16 protein-coding genes and 2 pseudogenes are annotated in these 19,250 nt (G+C 29.3%); 13 read left to right on the top strand and 5 right to left on the bottom strand.

All coding sequences use genetic code 11. The features are described 5' to 3' along the window. On the top strand, positions 1 to 599 hold a 599-nt coding region (locus tag ACSULM_RS11775), incomplete at its 5' end, for a putative Ig domain-containing protein (RefSeq protein ID WP_436862949.1). A gap of 183 nt (positions 600 to 782) precedes the next feature. On the opposite strand, the pseudogene ACSULM_RS11770 reads toward ACSULM_RS11775, so the two are convergent. The 4 genes and pseudogenes from ACSULM_RS11770 to ACSULM_RS11755 all read right to left on the bottom strand — a co-directional run bounded on the left by ACSULM_RS11770 (position 783) and on the right by ACSULM_RS11755 (position 4,068). Next, a pseudogene (locus ACSULM_RS11770) lies at positions 783 to 2,051 on the bottom strand (ISL3 family transposase). A 224-nt stretch (positions 2,052 to 2,275) separates the two neighbouring features. Beyond that, positions 2,276 to 2,860 carry a hypothetical protein gene (locus tag ACSULM_RS11765; RefSeq protein WP_047504332.1) on the bottom strand — a complete coding sequence of 195 codons (585 nt, stop codon included), beginning with the start codon at positions 2,858 to 2,860 and terminating at the stop codon, positions 2,276 to 2,278. A 75-nt stretch (positions 2,861 to 2,935) separates the two neighbouring features. Continuing rightward, a pseudogene (locus ACSULM_RS11760) lies at positions 2,936 to 3,815 on the bottom strand (DMT family transporter). Then, positions 3,808 to 4,068: a hypothetical protein gene (locus ACSULM_RS11755; RefSeq protein ID WP_436862947.1), complete on the bottom strand. Its 261-nt coding sequence runs from the start codon at positions 4,066 to 4,068 to the stop codon at positions 3,808 to 3,810. Before ACSULM_RS11755 ends, ACSULM_RS11760 begins: the two are co-directional and overlap by 8 nt. A 599-nt stretch (positions 4,069 to 4,667) precedes the next feature. Between ACSULM_RS11755 and ACSULM_RS11750 the strand changes: the two genes are divergently transcribed. From ACSULM_RS11750 to ACSULM_RS11720, 7 genes are all read left to right on the top strand, one after another. Continuing rightward, positions 4,668 to 6,167, top strand: coding sequence for an NAD-dependent epimerase/dehydratase family protein (locus tag ACSULM_RS11750; RefSeq protein WP_436862945.1), 1,500 nt, complete (start codon positions 4,668 to 4,670; stop codon positions 6,165 to 6,167). 49 nt (positions 6,168 to 6,216) lie between these two features. Then, complete coding sequence (locus ACSULM_RS11745; protein ID WP_042737833.1) at positions 6,217 to 6,717, top strand: TspO/MBR family protein; 501 nt, start codon at positions 6,217 to 6,219, stop codon at positions 6,715 to 6,717. A gap of 4 nt (positions 6,718 to 6,721) precedes the next feature. Further along, positions 6,722 to 7,195, top strand: coding sequence for a glycosyl-4,4'-diaponeurosporenoate acyltransferase (locus tag ACSULM_RS11740; RefSeq protein ID WP_436862942.1), 474 nt, complete (start codon positions 6,722 to 6,724; stop codon positions 7,193 to 7,195). Next, positions 7,196 to 8,686 carry a phytoene desaturase family protein gene (locus tag ACSULM_RS11735; protein ID WP_436862940.1) on the top strand — a complete coding sequence of 497 codons (1,491 nt, stop codon included), beginning with the start codon at positions 7,196 to 7,198 and terminating at the stop codon, positions 8,684 to 8,686. A gap of 66 nt (positions 8,687 to 8,752) precedes the next feature. After that, positions 8,753 to 9,796 (top strand): glycosyltransferase, encoded by a 1,044-nt coding sequence (locus ACSULM_RS11730; protein WP_107642076.1) that lies wholly within the window; start codon positions 8,753 to 8,755, stop codon positions 9,794 to 9,796. Between the two features lie 55 nt (positions 9,797 to 9,851). Beyond that, positions 9,852 to 10,733, top strand: a complete 882-nt coding sequence (locus tag ACSULM_RS11725) for a phytoene/squalene synthase family protein (protein WP_002510647.1) — start codon at positions 9,852 to 9,854, stop codon at positions 10,731 to 10,733. After that, entirely contained in the window at positions 10,730 to 12,235 is a 1,506-nt protein-coding gene (locus ACSULM_RS11720; protein WP_436862937.1) for a phytoene desaturase family protein, read from the top strand. The genes ACSULM_RS11725 and ACSULM_RS11720 overlap by 4 nt, the downstream gene beginning before the upstream one ends. A gap of 50 nt (positions 12,236 to 12,285) precedes the next feature. On the opposite strand, the gene ACSULM_RS11715 is transcribed toward ACSULM_RS11720, so the two are convergent. Continuing rightward, positions 12,286 to 12,711, bottom strand: coding sequence for a pyridoxamine 5'-phosphate oxidase family protein (locus ACSULM_RS11715; RefSeq protein ID WP_016911010.1), 426 nt, complete (start codon positions 12,709 to 12,711; stop codon positions 12,286 to 12,288). 183 nt (positions 12,712 to 12,894) lie between these two features. Here ACSULM_RS11715 and ACSULM_RS11710 point away from each other — a divergent pair, with 183 nt between their 5' ends. The 5 genes from ACSULM_RS11710 (at position 12,895) to ACSULM_RS11690 (ending at position 18,738) form a co-directional block, all read left to right on the top strand. Then, the gene (locus ACSULM_RS11710) at positions 12,895 to 14,268 is read left to right on the top strand and encodes a cryptochrome/photolyase family protein (protein WP_436862935.1); all 1,374 of its coding nucleotides are present in this window, start codon (positions 12,895 to 12,897) and stop codon (positions 14,266 to 14,268) included. Positions 14,269 to 14,298: 30 nt separating this feature from the next. Further along, a complete protein-coding gene (locus ACSULM_RS11705; RefSeq protein WP_016911012.1) occupies positions 14,299 to 14,730 on the top strand; it encodes an antibiotic biosynthesis monooxygenase family protein in 432 nt (143 codons plus the stop codon). A gap of 179 nt (positions 14,731 to 14,909) precedes the next feature. Then, complete coding sequence (locus tag ACSULM_RS11700) at positions 14,910 to 16,088, top strand: protein kinase family protein (RefSeq protein WP_436862932.1); 1,179 nt, start codon at positions 14,910 to 14,912, stop codon at positions 16,086 to 16,088. A 210-nt stretch (positions 16,089 to 16,298) separates the two neighbouring features. Next, positions 16,299 to 17,966, top strand: a complete 1,668-nt coding sequence (locus tag ACSULM_RS11695; RefSeq protein ID WP_436862931.1) for a retron Ec67 family RNA-directed DNA polymerase/endonuclease — start codon at positions 16,299 to 16,301, stop codon at positions 17,964 to 17,966. Between the two features lie 142 nt (positions 17,967 to 18,108). Further along, positions 18,109 to 18,738 (top strand): hypothetical protein, encoded by a 630-nt coding sequence (locus tag ACSULM_RS11690; RefSeq protein WP_436862930.1) that lies wholly within the window; start codon positions 18,109 to 18,111, stop codon positions 18,736 to 18,738. Positions 18,739 to 19,250 lie beyond the last annotated feature (512 nt).

Genomic DNA, 19,250 nt, shown 5'->3' with positions numbered 1-19,250 from the left:
GTCCAACAGAAGTAGGAGAATATCCAGTAACAGTTGTGACAACAGATGCGAATGGTAATAAGACAGAAACAACATTCACGATTACAGTAACGGATAAAACAGCACCAACGGTGGAAGCAATTCCAGACCAAGAAAAAGAAGTAAATACACCAATTGATACAATAACAATCAAAGGTGAAGATAATAGTGGAAAACCAGTTACAAACGAAGTAAGTGGCTTACCAGAAGGTGTAACGTATGATCCAGAAACAAGCACAATTAGTGGAAGTCCAACAGAAGTAGGAGAATATCCAGTAACAGTTGTGACAACAGATGCGAATGGTAATAAGACAGAAACAACATTCACGATTACAGTAACACCGAACGAATCGAATAATCCATCGAGTGCATCAGATACACCAAGTGAACATGAAGACCATTACAATCATAATGTTCAGGAAAATGTTTCCAAGGAAGATAAACAAGAAAATAATAATAAAAAACAAGAGTTACCAGAAACAGGTGAAACTGAAAGTAAAAATATTACATTGCTAGGAGGTATTTTAGCAGCTATTTCAGGTATATTCTTATTAGGAAGAGGAAGAAGGAAAAAACAATAGAGTTTCTTAAATCTTAATATTAGGATGATTATTTAAAATGAGAAAAAGCTACATGATATCAACATAGATATTATGTAGCTTTTTCTCATTATTTTTTATAATTCACTAATATGAAAAATATTAATTAGCTTTTAGTGATATATTCTGGCTCTTTGTCAAAGAGGACTGATACCATTTTTGAGATTAGGCAACCTTAGGTTGCTTAATCTCTTTTTTGATTGGAGAAGCATAAAGTCGTGAAGTTAGTAAGATACGATTACGCAAATTATCATAATTTCTATATCCAAATGATATTCTTTTAATAAGTTTAATTTTATTATTGATGCCTTCTATTGGCCGTTGGTTATATTAGGGTGCTTCAAGGTATTATCAATATATAGTTGGTATTTTTTTAAAGTTTTTAGGACTATTTTTAATTTAAAACATACTTCGTTTAACTCTACTTCATTGAGCGTAGTTATAAAATCTTTTGAATTATTGTGTTTTAAACTATATCTTAATTCATTAACTACTTCATAGCTATATTGGAAATTTGTATCAAAACTCAGTAAATAATCAACAACATCTTTAGGTGTTTGCCAAGACTTAAATAACTTAAGTTTGCGATAAGAAAAGGCGTTAAGATCTTCAAACGGAGTTAGAAGTAATTTCCAATAACGTTTGTATTTATTATATAAAGGTCTATTACTCCTTCTAAACGTATTCATCAGATTAACCCTAGACATATTAAGCGCACGATTCAGCGCTTGAACAATATGAAACCTATCAATAATAATTTGAGCATTAGGAGATACTTCTTTAATCAAGCACATATATGGTTCATACATATCAATTGTAACGGTTAACACTTTGTTTCTCTCTTCGAGAGGAAAACGAGAAAAATAAATTTTTAGAGAATATAGTTTTCTATCTCTTACACTATATATAATTTTATGCGAAGTCGCATCACAAAAAATAAAACTCATAGCGCTGTCTACTTGTTTAACACTTTTAAATTCATCCATTAGTATATGTTTCGGTAATGTGCTGAATGGCAAATGTTTGATATCTTGTGCAGCATGATTAATCACATGTGAAACGGTTGAATTAGATACACCACAAGACTTCGCTATGGATTTCTGAGAACGTATAGTGGTTGCCTTATCTAAAATTGTTAAACGTGTATTATTAGAAATATGGCGATCAACATCAACGATGTTAGTTTGAGCTGTAAAGTAAGAACAACAATGTTTACAATAGAATCTTTGTTTTTTTAAGGATTAAAAATGCATTCATTTCAGATACTTTTGGAATTGTTATTCTAGAACTTTTAAAACCATTTTTTACAATACTATAGTTTGTGTTACATACACCACAACTTTCACAATAATCAGGAATATATGTAACTTTCGCATAATAGCACTTAAATCTTTCTTCTCTGTATTCAATTTCTTCTAGTTTATTGTCGAAAATAACATTAGATCTTCAATTCCAAGTGTTTTTGATATAAATAATTCATAGGCGCATAATCTCTCCTTAGTTTATTTGGTAGGACATTTAAATTATAGAGATTTTTGCGCTTTTTTGTATCAAAAAACAGGACTGATTTTTATATCAGTCCTGTTTAATATAGAGTCTATATTCTGAGTAATAATCAAAAGGCATTAGTTCAATATAATTCTGGTTTTCAAAAGTCTCTATTTTAAAAATACACCTAGAATGGTAATAACATCTGCAGCAAAACTTGCGATATTGGATGATGATTTAGCGAATTGTTTAACTACAGACATATCATTGTAATTAGGTGTCTCATAATTGTTAAGCGAATTTTCTATATTATTAATAGCGACTAATAAATCAGTATTACTTGTATCTGTCAATTCTTCATTATATATAAATTTCTTTGCATTTATTGAGTTTATACTATCAGTAAATACGTTAACTTGGTTGGCTTTTTTTATATCAACAGAATTAGTTTTTATATCAACGTTTGTTTTTGATAATGGTACAGCATACAATTCTATTTCGTTATCAAGGTACTTATTGAGATATTTTTCTATAATATTTTCCCCTTTGTAATATGCTTGCCATTTGTAGCACTCATATTCATTGCTTCCAAAAGTTAAAATATAATTTTCTTGTATTACATAATTTAAAATCTTAAATAACTCTTTACCTTTTTTATTGATTGGAGTACATTTTAATTTGATAGTTAACTGATTGTTATCAAGTTGTATATCTTTTCTGTGTCTTTCAATTATATTGATTATATCTTTTTCCATATGTACAATCTCCTTAATTATTATAGGTAAAAATGGTATGTAGAAAGTTAATTTTATATTAATATAATTTTATTACTATTTCAAATCTACACTTTCTTCAGCGTTTGCTGATGTAATAGTTACTCCAATTAATGTAATAATACCACCAATAATAGCATATAAAGTAGGTATTTCACCTAACATAAAATAAGCTATTATTAAAGAAACAACAGGTGTTAAATATAATGAAATCGTCGCATCTGACACACCGATTTTTTGTATCGTATAGGCTAAGGCAATGTAAGGTATAACAGTTGGAAATGCTCCTAAATAAATGACAGATAGTATCGATGTCATATTCGCCGTCTGTAATCCACTAAAACTTCCTGGTAAAAATATAACCATAAATAATGCGCCAGCAATAATTGTGTAAATCGTTAATGGAATAAAACCATATTTATCTAAATACTTTTTCTGGAATACAAAATATACGCTTTCACCAAAGGAGGCTAATAAAACTAGTATTATACCCACTATAAAGACATTAAGTTTATCTCCATTACCTAGTGAGATTAAGGCCACACCTAGAAATGCAATAATTGATCCTAACCAAGCTAACTTTGAAAACCTTTCTTTTAAAAAGTAAGTGGCAAGTAATGCCGAAAAAATGGATGTTGTTGAAACAATTAAACTTGCTACACCAGCACTTACATAGTACTCTCCAATACTTAATGCAGTGTGATAAACTGTAAAATCGCAAAAGCCTAATAATAAAATAAAAGGTATGTCTTTTATTTGAGAAAGTGGTATTTTTTATGCATAATAGTATCGCAGCTATGAGTAATCTTAAAGCAGATAAATGTTCTGCTTTAAAATCAGTCAGTGCTATTTTAATTACTGGAAAAGCGGAAGCCCAAAGGAAAATAGTTATTCCAAATGCGAAGTAAATTGATTTACTATATTTATAATTATTCATCAACATCTGCTACCACTGTTTGTTGGTAGTCAATCAGAATCACTGAACGTACACCAAAATTATTACCATTTCCTTTTTCAACTGGGCTTACGTAATCACTTATATCGGGATCATAAACACCATAAGATTCTAAAGGTTGTGTGATTTCAAATACTTCTATTAAATCATTATTGTCCACTTCTTCCGGCTTATTTCCAGCTGCTTCTGGAATTGCTATAGCACGTGTTCCCTCAGTTATGTTTGTCTTTTTCATTCCAAAATGTGTCTTTATAATTAGCTTTGATAATTTCAATTAATAATTTGTTATTTCTTATAATTTTTATTGAATTAAAATCTCTATATATACTCAGGTTATAATCTGATTAAAAAGTGAAAGTAATATTACATGCATTCTTCAAAGTTTTTTGAATTAGAAACATATAAGGCAGTATAGAAAATGATGACTTTTAAAATATAAAGTTGTAGTAGATACATTGTAAAAATAAACTTAAATTGCTCAAATATTTTTCAATAATATCAAGATATATATTAAATCTAAAGTGATTATATAGTACCAAAGTAAATATGGTACTAATTCCAGCTTATACAGGAAAGGGAAAAGAGTTTTTTTATACTAGTGACATCATTAAAGCAAGTAAGATTATTACTTTTTTAGTCAAATTCTTGTGGTTTGATAAATTTATTGATTAATTATTATAAATAAAGATTGAAAAGCTTTAAGAAGGGTACAATATTAAATAAGAGACTTGGAGCTCTTGTCAATTAAGATAATGAGCAAGTGAGCTCGTTAAGTTAAAGATGAGCTGAGGTAAAGTTTACCTGCTCATCTTTTTCTATTTGGAGGCTAAATATATGAAAAAAATATTATTAACAGGCGCTTCAGGATATATCGGTAGTCACTTAATGAATAAATTAAAAGATAACTATGAAATTATAGCTATTTCTAGAAATATAGAAAATAAATCAAATGAACACAATGTTACTTGGAAAGCAGCTGACTTGTTTGATTTAAATGAAATAACAGAAGTAATGGAGAACATTGATATTGCTATATACCTTGTCCATTCTATGATGCCTTCAGCTAAGTTGACGCAGGCGAGCTTTGAAGACATGGATGCATTATTAGCTGATAATTTTGCTAAAGCCGCAAGTTATAACAAAGTTCAGCATATTGTATTTATGAGTGGTTTGATACCTAATACAAGTGAATTATCACCACATTTAAGAAGCCGTTTAGAGTGCGAACAGATTTTAGGATCATATGGTGTACCAGTAAGTACTTTAAGAGCTGGTTTGATTATAGGATCTAAAGGAAGTTCTTACCCTATATTAAAAAAATTAGTAGATAGATTACCTGGCCTGTTACTGCCAAAATGGGCTTATAATACAACATTGCCAGTCGCAATAGACGACGTGATTGACGGTTTATATAAAATTGTAGAGCGACAGCCGAATAAGAATGAATCGATAGATATTGGTGGACCTAGTCATATGACTTATAAAGACCTTTTCAAGCAAACTGCAGAGGTACTAGATAAACGATTACCTACGATAGATTTGCCTATTATTCCCATTTGGCTAAGTAAATATTGGGTGAAACTTATTTCTGGGGTACCAAAAGAAATGGTTTATCCGTTAATGGATAGCTTAATTCATGATATGATTAGAAACCATGAAAATGTTGTGAAAGATATTTCTATAGGTAAAATTGATTATAAAGAAAGTGTGCGTAATGCCTTGGAAGAAGAAACTAAGACACAAAAGAAAGGGAAGTCATCACGTAAGGGCGATATTAAAGATGTTAGAGCAATATCAAGGGTAGTCTTACCTAAAGATGTAAATATGATTCAATTGGCAGAATCATATGCAAATTTTTTAAATAGAATTACATTAAATGTCGTTAATAGTGATTTTAACGAAGATAACTTTACGATTAGTGTGCCGTGTTTAAATAAGGACTTACTATTATTAAGTAAAGATTTTAAAGCTTCTAATAATGAGAGAATTTTATATCGAATTGTTGGTGGAGATTTCGCTTTAGATTCAGATGGTGGTAATGCGAGATTAGAGTTTAGAAGGTTACCTAATAGTGACGCATGTATCATAGCGTTACAAGAATATGAACCGACGTTACCTTGGTGGGTATATAAGTATACCCAAGCAAAAGTTCATAAAAGTGTAATGAATCTTTTTAAATTCAAGATTAATAGCCAAAAAACTAATAAAGGAGAATACTTTAATATGAAGAAGTTTATTTTGCCAATTGTTATTACAGGTGCAATTGTTTTGAAAGTATATGGATTGAAAAAGTATTTAGCTAGAAAGAATAATATGTCCAATGCCGAATTGTAACGGCTAAAATAAAGGCTAGTTACTTTTACAAAAAAAGAGGGGATCAACTATGAAAGCAAACGAGATAATTAAAACAATTATAAAAGTTATAACACCAATTACAGGCGGTAAATTTATAGGGAAATTTGCAGTGAAAAACGCGAGAAAAGATTATAAAAATAATGTTAAACCACCTTTTTCACCACCCGGCTATGTCTTTCCAATTGTGTGGCCAATACTTTATACAACGATGGGCGTAGCTTATGCATTAGTGACTAATAAATCTACTAGTAAGGATTTAAAAGGTGCTTATTACACGCAATTAAGCCTAAATTATCTATGGTCGATATTATACTTCAAATATAAATTACGCTTTAGTGCGTTGATAGAGAGTGTTGTATTACTGGGCGCAGTAGTTACAACAACTGTAAAATTTTTCAATGTAAAAAAAGTTGCTGGCATTTTACTAGTTCCATATATGCTTTGGAGCGCTTTTGCTACTTATTTAACAGCTGGTAATTGGTATTTAAATAAAGATAACCCAAGCTATACAGCGAAATCTGAGCATTAAATTGATGAAAAAGATTATATATATTGCGCTATATTGGTTTATAGTTCAAATGATTATTGCTCAACTTGGTACTCGTATTAGTTATAAGTTCTTAGAAAAAGATAATAAGTATTTTCGAAGTTGGAATATTGAACAAGAGGGTCAATTATGGCAACAATTAGTTAAAGTGAAATATTGGAAAGATCATTTGCCAGACGGTCAAAATCTTAACCCTAATATCAGTAGTAAAGCGACTTTCGATTTATCTAAAAATATGAATGATATACAGCGATTTATATTAGAAACTAGACGTGCAGAGGTGGTTCATCTGCTATCCATATTTCCTGTTATTGCGTTTTTTAAAGCGTCAAAAAGCGTTAAAATAATTAATTTTATATATGTCATTATAGCTAATGTGCCTTGTATGATTGTTCAGCGCTATAATCGCCCTAAGTTAATACGTATTTATAATAAATTACAAAAAAGAAAAGGTGATTAAATGGGAAATAAGAAAGTGGTTGTCATAGGAGGTGGCTTGGGAGGGATTGCCAGTGCAATTTGTATGGCTCAAGCAGGCTATCAAGTGGATTTATATGAACAAAATAAGCATATCGGTGGAAAGGTAAATAGGTTAGACATAGATGACTATGGATTTGATCTCGGTCCATCAATTTTAACCATGCCTAAAGTATTTCAACGCCTATTTCAACGATGTGATGAAAGGCTAGAAGATTATGTTAGCATTCGTAAGTTAAGTTTACAGATTAGAAACGTTTATCCAGATGGCCAAATTTTAGATTTATATGAATCCATGGAAGATATGTTAACAAATAATGAATCGTTAACAAATAAAGATATAGAGCAACTTTCTTCGTTTTTTAGTTACGCACAAAAGATACATCAAGTTGCTGAAAAAAGCTACTTTGGTAAGGGATTAGATACGATGTTTGCAATTATTCGTTATCATGGTCCGTTTTCAGCTTTAAAGCAATTCGATTATTTTCATACAATGCAACAAGCCATTAATAAAAGGGTGGATAACCCATATTTAAGAGAAATGCTAGGTTATTTCATAAAATATGTAGGCTCCTCATCTTATGATGCTCCGGCTGTATTGAGTTTATTACCTCAAATGCAACATGAGGAAGGTTTGTGGTACGTAGATGGTGGCATTCATAAGTTAGCGGAAGCGATGGAACAATTAGCGAGAAAATTAGGTGTGGGCATACATTTTAACACCCCCGTAAAACATATCAATTATAATAGTCAAAATAAGGTGACAGGGATAACAATAGAAAGTAATGAGGAAATATATGCAGATTACATTATATCTAATATGGAAGTAATCCCTGTTTATAAATATTTATTGAATTTTGATGCAAAGCAAATAAACAAATTGGAACGTAAATTTGAGCCAGCTAGTTCAGGTTATGTCATGCATCTTGGTGTGGACAAAAGTTATCCAGAGCTTCAACATCATAACTTTTTCTTTTCAAGTAATTCTAAAGTTAATTATGATCAAGTTTTTCACCAGTATGTTTTGCCTGAAGATCCGACTATTTATGTAGTGAATACAAATAAAACAGATAAGACACAGGGGCCAGAAGGACACGAGAATATAAAAATATTGCCACACATACCATACATTCAGAATAAGTCATTTAGTGAAGCAGAATATCTGCAATTCCGAGAACGTATATTGAATAAATTAGAGTCTATGGGCTTAAAAGATTTGAGAAGGCACATTGTATATGAAGATATATGGACGCCACATGACATTGAAAATACATACAATTCTAATAAAGGAGCTATATATGGCGTAGTTTCTAATAAGAAGAAAAATAAAGGTTTCAAGTTTCCTAAAAAAAGTCAGTACTTCAAAAATTTGTACTTTGTAGGTGGTTCTGTAAATCCTGGCGCTGGTATGCCTATGGTCACTTTGAGTGGTATGCAAGTAGCAGAAGCTATTATTAATGGAGAAAGTAGTTGAGGCTGAATGATACTTTATATAATAGCAATAGTATTGACGATACTATCACTAATAAGTGGAATGTGTATGTATGCGCGTCGAGCGATTATAAATAACTTCGGAAAAGAAAGAGGTCAGACAGCCGTCAGTGTTATTGTACCTGCTAGAAATGAAGCGGAGAACTTACCTAAATTACTTAACAGTATAAGTAAAGAGCAAGAAATAGAAGTAATTGTTATGGATGATGGTTCAACTGATGAGACACAAGTTGTTGCTAGATATTATGGTGCGAGCGTATATACTGTTGAAAATGATACTACATGGCAAGGTAAGTCACATGCTTGTTGGCAAGGTAGCAAATATGCAACGCATGATTTATTGATGTTTGTTGATGCTGATGTTCAGTTTGCTTGTGATGATAGTATCCAAAATATAGCCAATCAATATGATTTACAAGGTGGTAAAGGTTTGTTATCAATACAACCTTATCACAAGATAAAAAAGCTATATGAAAATATATCGGCGATTTTTAATTTAATGACAATCGTAGGTATGAATCAATTTTCAATCACGAAATCAGCAAATAATGAGCAAGGCGCGTTTGGACCAGTCCTTGTGACAAATAAGCAAGATTATAAATTGACACAAGGACATTTGAAAGCTAAAAATCAAATCATTGAAGGCTTTGCAATAAGTAAAGCATATAATCAGCAAGGTTTGCCAGTTAGTTTGCATGAAGGCCAAGGTGTAGTGAATTTTAGAATGTATTCTCAAGGATATAAAGCGCTATTAGAGGGTTGGAGTAAACACTTTGCACTTGGCTCTCAAGTAACTAAAAAGTCTACGCTTACGTTTGTATTTTTATGGCTATTTGGTTCACTTACAACAGTTTTAGCGATAATTTTTTCAATTAATTTAGGCTCGTTATATATATTATTAGCTATTACTCTATATTTTATATATGCGATACAATTTCATATATTTATTCGAAGAACAGGAAATTTTAATATCGTTGCGAGTTTATGTCATCCACTGCTCTTCATATGCTTTGTCGTGATATTTTTTAAATCATGGTTAGATATCAATGTATTCAAACGTATATATTGGAAAGGCCGTAGAATAGATTTATAGATTAGTTTTTTATACAAATGTCAAGAAGTTCTAGGCTTACTGAGGAGGTCAATAAATGAATCAATTAGAGAGAGATTATAACCATTGTCACAATATAATGAAAGAACATTCAAAAACGTTCTCATATGCCTTTGATTTTTTGGATTTAAAAAGGAAAAAAGCAATTTGGGCTATTTATGCAGTTTGCAGAATTATAGATGACAGTATTGATAAATACAAAGACCTTGAGCAATTAAACGGCATAGCTAGAGATTTAGATGTGATTTATAGCGATTGTGATTATATTCAAGCGTATCAAAGTGATGCAGCTATTATGAATGCTTTAAGTAATACATTGAATACATATTCAATACCTAAAAAACCTTTTGAATCTTTAATTCAATATGTGAAGGAAGATTTAGTTTTAAAAGAAATGAAAACTGATTCAGATTTATATGAGTATTGCTATGGTGTGGCAGGTACTGTCGGTGAATTGTTAACTCCTATATTAACTTCATCAAATGAAAATAATTTCGAGCAAGCCGAAGAAGCTGCGATTGCTTTAGGCAAGGCAATGCAAATAACTAATATTTTAAGAGATGTTGGCGAAGATTTTCAAAATGGAAGAATTTATCTAAGTGTAGAAAAATTAGCTCAATATCGAGTTAATCTACATTCTATATATTATGAAGGAGTTACGCCAAATTATATAGAACTGTGGGAAAGTTACGCTACAGAGGCAGTTAGGTTATATGATATTGCATTAAACGGTATTAATTATTTTGACGAAGAGGTACGTTACATTATCGAATTAGCTGCGATAGCTTATCATGAAATACTTGTGGAAGTAAGGAAGGCAAACTATACGTTGCATAAGAAAGTATATGTAAGCAAATTGAAAAAAATGAAAATTTATCGTGAACTTAGTGCGAAATATAATAGGAGTGAAACATTATGAAGATTGCAGTTATAGGCGGCGGTGTTTCAGGTTTAGCTGCAGCTTCAAGATTAGCAGCAAACGGTCACCAAGTTGATTTATATGAAAAGAACCAACAAATAGGTGGCAGGATGAATCAGATCAAGCAAGATGGCTTTACATTTGATATGGGACCAACCATCGTAATGATGCCTGAGATTTATCGAGATGTTTTTAATTACGCTCAAAAAAATATGAATGATTACTTGGAAATTAAACAATTATCACATATATATGATGTTTATTTTAGTGAAACAGATCAAATTCGCGTTCCTACAGATCTTGCTCAATTAAGAGATATGCTTGAAGGTATTGAACCTAACTCTACACATGGTTTTATGTCCTTTTTAACAGATATATACGAAAGATATGAAATAGCACGAAAATATTTTCTAGAACGTACGTTTAGGAAACCTACGGATTTTTATAATCCTTTTACTATATATCAAGGTATGAAACTCAAAACATTTGATAAAGCAGATAATTTAATTGAAAAATATGTTGATAATGAAAAAATCCAAAAGATTTTAGCGTTTCAAACATTATATATAGGTATCGACCCTAAACGAAGCCCGTCATTGTATTCAATTATACCCATGATAGAGTTAATGTTTGGTGTTCACTTTATAAAAGGTGGTATGTATAGCTTTGTCAGAGCGCTTCAAACGCTAAATGAAGAATTAGGTACTCAAATTTATACCAATGCAAACGTTGAAGAAATTATCATTGATAGTAGGTATAAGCGTGCGGAGGGACTAAAAGTAAACGGACATATAGAAAAGTATGACAAAATAATTTGTACTGCTGATTTTCCATATGCTACTTCATCTTTAATTAAAAATGAACATCATCCTAAGAAGTATACGACACAGAAAATTGATAATATGGACTATTCTTGTTCTGCCTTTTTAATGTATATAGGGATTGATAAAGATTTATCCGAAGAAATTTTGTTACATAATGTTATATTTTCAATGGATTTTGATAGTAATATCAATGAAATATTTTCCGGGGAAATATCCCAAGATCCATCAATATATGTATACGCTCCTAGTGTGGAAGATCAGTCGTTAGCGCCAGAAGGTCAAACAGGTATTTATGTGCTGATGCCCGTTTCAGAATTGAAAACAGGTGATACGGATTGGTCTGATGAGTCAACAATCACACAAGTGAAAGATATTATTTACAATAAGCTTTCTACGATTAAAGCGTTAAAAGATTTGAAAAAGCAAGTTGTGACAGAAATTATTTATACGCCTAAGGATTTTGAAGGAGATTATAATGCTAAATTTGGAGCAGCCTTTGGTTTAATGCCTACTTTAGCGCAAAGTAACTATTACAGACCGCCTAATGTGAGCAGAGATTACAAAAATTTATATTTTGCTGGAGCTAGTGTTCATCCAGGAGCAGGAGTGCCAATTGTACTGACGAGTGCTAAAATTACAGTTGATGCTATGTTAGAAGATATTAATAATGGTATATAAAAAACGCTTAAAATCACTTTTTAATAATGTGATTTTAAGCGCCTTTTTAACTAATCGAACGTAATGGTTTGTGGTGTATCTAATTTTTTATCGTTCATAATTTTTATGGATTTTGGTATTACTTTAATTACACACAAGTTTGGATCATCCTTAGAGTCAAAAAAGGACTTATCTTGTTTGTTCCAAATCCAATCAATAGTCTCTTGATCTTTCAGTATTTCAACATTAGCATCAATTTCTAGAAAACTACGATTATTCGTTTCATCGTAACCTATAAGTACATGAGCTTTGGGATTATCTTTAAATTCAGCAATTTTTTTAGACTCAATGCTTGTCTTAGTATAAAGTGTGTGTCCATCATTATAAAATACCATGTATCTACTATTAGGTGTATTGTTATGTGCAGTAGATAGGACACCTATTTTTGATGTATTTAATATATTTTCAATTTCATTTTGTAATTGTTCGTTATTCATAATTTAATCACCTCTGATAATAATATACCCTGAAGTTGCCTATAATATGTAAGGTCTTAAAATTTATTTTATTTTTTAGTGAATTATACAAAAGTTAAAACGGGTATATGATTGAAAACACAATCTTAAGTTAAAGGACAATTATAAAGTGAATTTGTATGAAACAAGCTGGGAGGCAATAAAATGCATTTAGGAGTCATACTTAACAGAGTTTTTAGAACGAAAGATAATCCACTTTTTCAATATATAGTGAAGCATCAAAATGAGATAAATAAATTGTATTTGATCTTACCTTTAGAAGATTTAACTGACGCATCAGAAGTAAAACGTGACTATTACCATAAAGTTGTAAAAGGATTTGCAAATGCTTTAGATAAGCATGATATACAACCTCATATTGTCACATATGAAAAGCTAGGTGAATTAGCCGAAACATTGGCGTTATCTCACGTATTAGTAGCAAAAGATATTATGAGTTATCACAAAGAAATATATGACTATCCTCATGTAAAAAAGGCTTTTGAAAATCACCAAATTACAGTAATTGGACAGCGCGTGAATCATTATTTTGAGCCAACAAAGACTTTTAATAAACAGCAACAGCCTTATAAAGTATTTACTAGTTTTTATAAAGCAAATCGTCAGGATTTAGTATATACCCCTAAAAAAAGTTATCAATTTAAGCAGTTGTCTCAAATTGCGGAAAAGGGTTCAAATCAAAGTGACTTAAAATTTGAAAATGATAAAGATATAGAAAAGTTAGCGCGTAAAGCTTGGGCTGATTTTTTAAATGGTGACATAGCTGATTATGATAAATTGACTGACGATGTGTCGCAGGATTTTGTAAGTGGATTAGGTAAATATTTAGCATATGGACTACTCGATATTCGTGAAATTATAAATGATTTACTTGAAGATTATGAGAGCGATGAAAAAAATTATGAAGCTTTTATAAGAGAGGTTATATTCCGTGAATTTTATTATGTGTTAATGACACAGTATCCAGAAACGGCAACTAAATCTTTTTCTGAAAAGTATCGAAACATGCAATGGTCGTATAATAAAATACATTTTGAAGTATGGAAAAAAGGTCAAACTGGCTACCCAATCGTTGATGCCGCAATGAAGAAGCTGAATCGTACAGGCTATATGCATAATCGCTTACGAATGGTCGTATCACAATTTTTAACGAAAAATTTATTTATTGATTGGACTTGGGGTGAGGAGTACTTTAGACAGTATTTGATAGATTATGATAATGCATCTAATGTACATGGATGGCAGTGGTCGGCATCTACCGGAACAGATGCAGTGCCTTATTTCAGAATGTTTAATCCTATACGTCAAAGTGAGCGCTTTGATGCGCAAGGGTATTTTATTAAAACACAGCTAGAAATATTTAATGATGTGAGCAGTAAATACATTCATGATCCAACTAAATATAAAGACAAGTTACAAGAAATTTATCATATTGAAATTGGAAAAGATTATCCACAGACTATCGTGAATCATAAAAATAGTAGAGATTATGTTATGGATAAATTTAAGCAATTTTGACATATCATCCAATAAAAAGGAGTGATTCATTTGTTGAAAAATGAAATACATCGTATTTATTTAGACAAAAATAATAATGAGGTAACTATTAATAGATTTAATGTGACATATCACTATACTATATTAGAACAAATTAATGATTTGCCACAATATGGTTATGCAGTTTTAAACCATTTATATGCTAATCCTGGTTTAGAGGCAGACTTCGAGCGTGTGTTCTTAAATAGAGATAAACATCTAGAGAATACTGAAGGGTTTGAAAATCTATTATTTCTAAAGCCACATAGTACACATGAACATCATGTTATCATTACGTTTTGGCAAGACGAAGCAGCTTACAAACATTGGCAAGAGTCTCAGGAATATAAAGCATCCCATAAAAATAGAGGAACCAAGCAAGGTGCTGATAAATCTATTGTAAACAGAAACCTATCATTTAATATTAGTTTAGAATTTAAATAACATAATTTTTGAATTAAATGATATTTCTGCAAACATATAGGCGAGTTATTTAAATACTAACTTGCCTATTTTTTAAGCGATATAAAAATTTTAGCAAAATCACTGATAAGGGGAAAGTTATCATAAATAAAACGAAAATAAAATACGTAATTAGAAACTTATTATAAGGAATGAAATTAATGGAATATGCATATTTAAAAAATAAAATTGTTTCTGTCAAAAAAGAATTAGCTGAAAATAAATCGTTTTGTGAACTGTACGAAAATGTGAATCCTGAAGAGTTGAGAATAGTATTTTCTAGTATACATTTTAAGTATATAGAGCTATACAAACTAATGAATACAATATTACCTACTGATACGAGTGAAGGTCATTTTTGGGCTGAGGAAAGTAGAGAGTTAATGGAGTTAAATGAAATTTGTCTAAGTTTACTAAAGACCTTAAAGGATTCAAATACAGGATATCAAATGAATAGTTATTACTTAGAAACTATAAATGATACAAAAAGTTTTTTAGCTAAATATGGGGGTAGCACCATTCCAATTGGTATGAAAAAAATTGAATTATATTATACTATACCGATTTTTAAATTCACACAAAATATAAATAAAGGAAATAATTATATAGATACCTCTACAATAAAACTCATTGGTGAAGGATCATATGCAAAAGTTTTAAAATATAAGGATAAATTATACGATAAATACTTTGCAATAAAAAGAGCAAATAAAAATTTAAATCAAACAGAACTTAAGAGGTTTTATAATGAGTTTGAAATAATGAAACGTATAAACTCACCATACATAGTTGAAGTATATAAATTTTTTGAAGAGAATAACGAATATATTATGGAATACCTAGATTATTCTTTATATGATTATATAAAGAATAACAATAATACAATCAATATAGCTGAACGCAAAATTTTAGGATTGCAATTTTTAAAAGCAATGGAGCATGTTCATAATTTAAATCTCTTCCATAGAGATTTAGCACCCACAAATATTCTTTTGAAAAAATATACAAGTTTACATATTTTAAAGTTAGCTGATTTTGGACTAGTTAAATTAGAAAACTCTAATTTAACAGCTATAAACACTGAATTTAAAGGTAAATTCAATGACCCTAGTTTAGAACTTGAAGGTTTTAATAATTACAAATTTGAGCATGAAGTATATTCCATAATAAAAGTACTATTCTTCATTTTAACTGGTAAGGTCAATGTGAGTAAGTGTGAAAACCAAGCAATTCTTAATTTTATTAAAAAAGGCTTAGATAGTAAAATTCAAAATAGATATGCTAGTTTAGATGAGATTTTAGTCGCGTATAAGAAAATATGTGATTTTCACTATACCTAGACAAATATCACAAGACAATGTTGCCTTATATTTTTTTTATGAGATAATATGAATTAAGCGTGGCTAGATTTTGTGGTTGTGTTTCGCAATCATTGAATTTATTGTAAGGAGCGACTGCTTCTTATAATTTTAGCTTATAATATTCAGTAATTTAGCCTTGGTAATTCTCGCCTAATGAGTAGCCACGCCTTTTAAAATAGGAGAAAAGAGATGAATTTTAATCAAATAAATGATAGAAAAGATTTGGCAAACTATATAGGTGTTAAACCTAGTTTTCTTACATATCACCTATATCATAACCCCAAAATTAAACGTAATCAACATTACACTGAATTTGAAATATCTAAAAAAAGTGGTGGTACAAGGATTATTGCAGCACCAAATAAAAAATTAAAAATAATACAAAAGAAATTAGCATATCAACTAAATGAATATTTAATAAGTTTAGGATTCTATAGAAATAATAAGAATATACATGCATTTATTAAAGAAAATAAAGCGAATAAAAGAGGAATTATTAGTAATAGTAAAATACATAGAAACAAGAAATATGTGGTCAACATAGATTTATTGAACTTTTTTGAATCTATTCATTTTGGAAGAGTAAAAGGTTATTTTCAAAGTGATGATAAATTTAATTTGAGTAAAGATATTGCAACAATAATTGCACAAATATGTACTTATAAGGGAAGCTTACCACAAGGGGCGCCAACTTCACCAATTATTAGTAATTTAATAGGAAGTATATTAGATTCCAAAATTTTAAAACTCACAAAAAAATATAAATTGCATTTTACCAGATACGCTGATGACATAACATTTTCCACAAATGACCATAAATTTTTGGAGAATTTTGAAGTCTTTAATAAGGAATTAAGCAGAATAATTGAATCGGCAGGGTTTAAAATAAACACTTCGAAAACTAGACTACAATTTAGAAAGTCAAGACAACAAGTTACAGGATTAGTAGTAAATGAAAAGTTGAACATTCCTAGGGATTATTATAAAAAAACAAGAGCTATGGCAAATAATTTATATAAAAATGATGAGTTTGAAATAGATGGGAAAATAGCTTCACGTAATCAATTAGAAGGACGTTTTTCATTTATTAATCAACTAGAATGGTATAATAATAAAAAAATTAAAAATAAGAAAAATTCATATCGATGTTTGAGCGGAAAAGAGAAAGAATATCAAAGATTTATTTTTTATAATTATTTTATCAAAAGTGAATCTTTAGTATTAATAACAGAAGGTAAAACTGATTCATTATATATTAAAGCAGCATTAAAAAAATACTGGAAAAAATATCCCAAATTTATTATAAAAAATGATGACGGTAAGTTTTCATTTAAAATAATTTTTTTAAATAAAACAAAAAGATTAAATTACTTTTTTGGAATAAATAAAGATGGTGCAGACTCATTAATTTATTTATATAACCACTATAAAGGAATAAATGGAGCTAATAATTTAGCAGAGTATTTTAAAAAATTTAATTGCAAATATTCTAACCCCATAATAATGCTATTTGATAATGAAATAAATGATAAAGGTAAACCTCTTAAAAAAATTTACAACCATGTAAAATTCAATAAAGAAGAATTGCATAATAATTTATATGTAAATTTAATTAATAATTTATATATAGCGACAACTCCTCTAATTGGTAGTAGAAATCATAGTGAAATTGAGGACCTTTTTCCTAAAGAAACTTTAGACGAGGGAATTAAAGGTAGACCATTTACAAAGGATGAAAACTATAATAGGAAAAAAAATTGTGGTAAAGATGAATTTTCAAAGTATATTTATAATAATTATAATGAAATAAATTTTGAAAACTTTATTCCTTTGTTAGACGCTTTGTATAAAATATAAGATATCTAATTTTATGATGAAAATAATATGATAACTAAGAAAATATTATTTCTAGCTATCTATAATCAAAATAGTTTGAAAGAAAAACTTTTCATTAAATTTAATAACAGCAGATGACAGGAATATAAAAAGGATGTTTGACATGAATAATAGTGAAACTGAAAATAGAGCATTATACTATTTTCTAATTAAGCAGCGTAAAAAATTTGTTCGTATAATTGAATCTAATGAAAAAAGTATCGAAAAAGCTAAACGAAAAAAGATCAGTAATGATAAAGATGCTATCAAATTTAAGGTCAAAACATCTGAATATAGAAGAAATGTAAATTATTATAAAAAAGAGTTGAAAGAAATTAATTTTGCAATAAATGAATTAAAAGAAGGCAGAAGAAAGAATGGTATTTTAGGCAACATGAAAGCAAAATTAGAAATGTTCTATATAAAAAGAGAAATTAATTTTATTTTTATTGTTTCTTTGATTATTTATTTTTTGATTCATATTTTACAAATAAGTTTAAAGAGTCTCGTTGCTAATGGGCCATTATTTGATTTATTAACAATTTTGCCAATCCTTAGTTTAGCATTAATAACCTTGTGGGTCCCTAATTTATATGAAACAAAATGCCAACAATATAATAAATATCAAGTGTTTGATTCCCATAGAATAACTGATCAAGATATAAAAATAGAAAAAACATATATATTAAAAGGGTTTGCTATAACATTTTTTATAATACTACTATTAGAAATTTTAATTCCGTTTTTTCAATAATTTAAATTATTGAATTATTATGAAGAAAGCATATAAAAGGACTTTTCATCAAAAAAGATAATTTCAATGGTGAATATATAGAAGAAAATTTATTCTTAATCACAAAATTTCATATACTCTGTATCATTGTTATTATCGTATAGATTTTCAAGTTATAAACAACTAAGTAAAACAGATATCAGATGAAAGTTGAACACTGATGATTCAAAAGCGATTAGCGGAAATGCATCGTTCAAATAACACAAATCAACAACTTAATATAGAAAAAGTTCCATTTGAATAATCAGAGACTCTAATACTATTAATAAATATAATTCTAATGAAATGGATAACTAAAAAAAGACTATCTAAAATAACAATGATATCCTCTCCTCAAATTAGACATCTAAAAATAGAAAACTTTAAAGGGATCTTTTATATGTGACGGATTGTAATATTAAGTGCAACACTCTTAAAATTTCATAAAAAAATGCCCATAAACGGCACTCTATTGTAAGATGTTAATAACCACA

The organism is Staphylococcus caeli (assembly GCF_051413795.1).
Lineage (GTDB): Bacteria > Bacillota > Bacilli > Staphylococcales > Staphylococcaceae > Staphylococcus > Staphylococcus caeli_A.
This window is presented reverse-complemented; position numbering and strand designations above follow the sequence as displayed.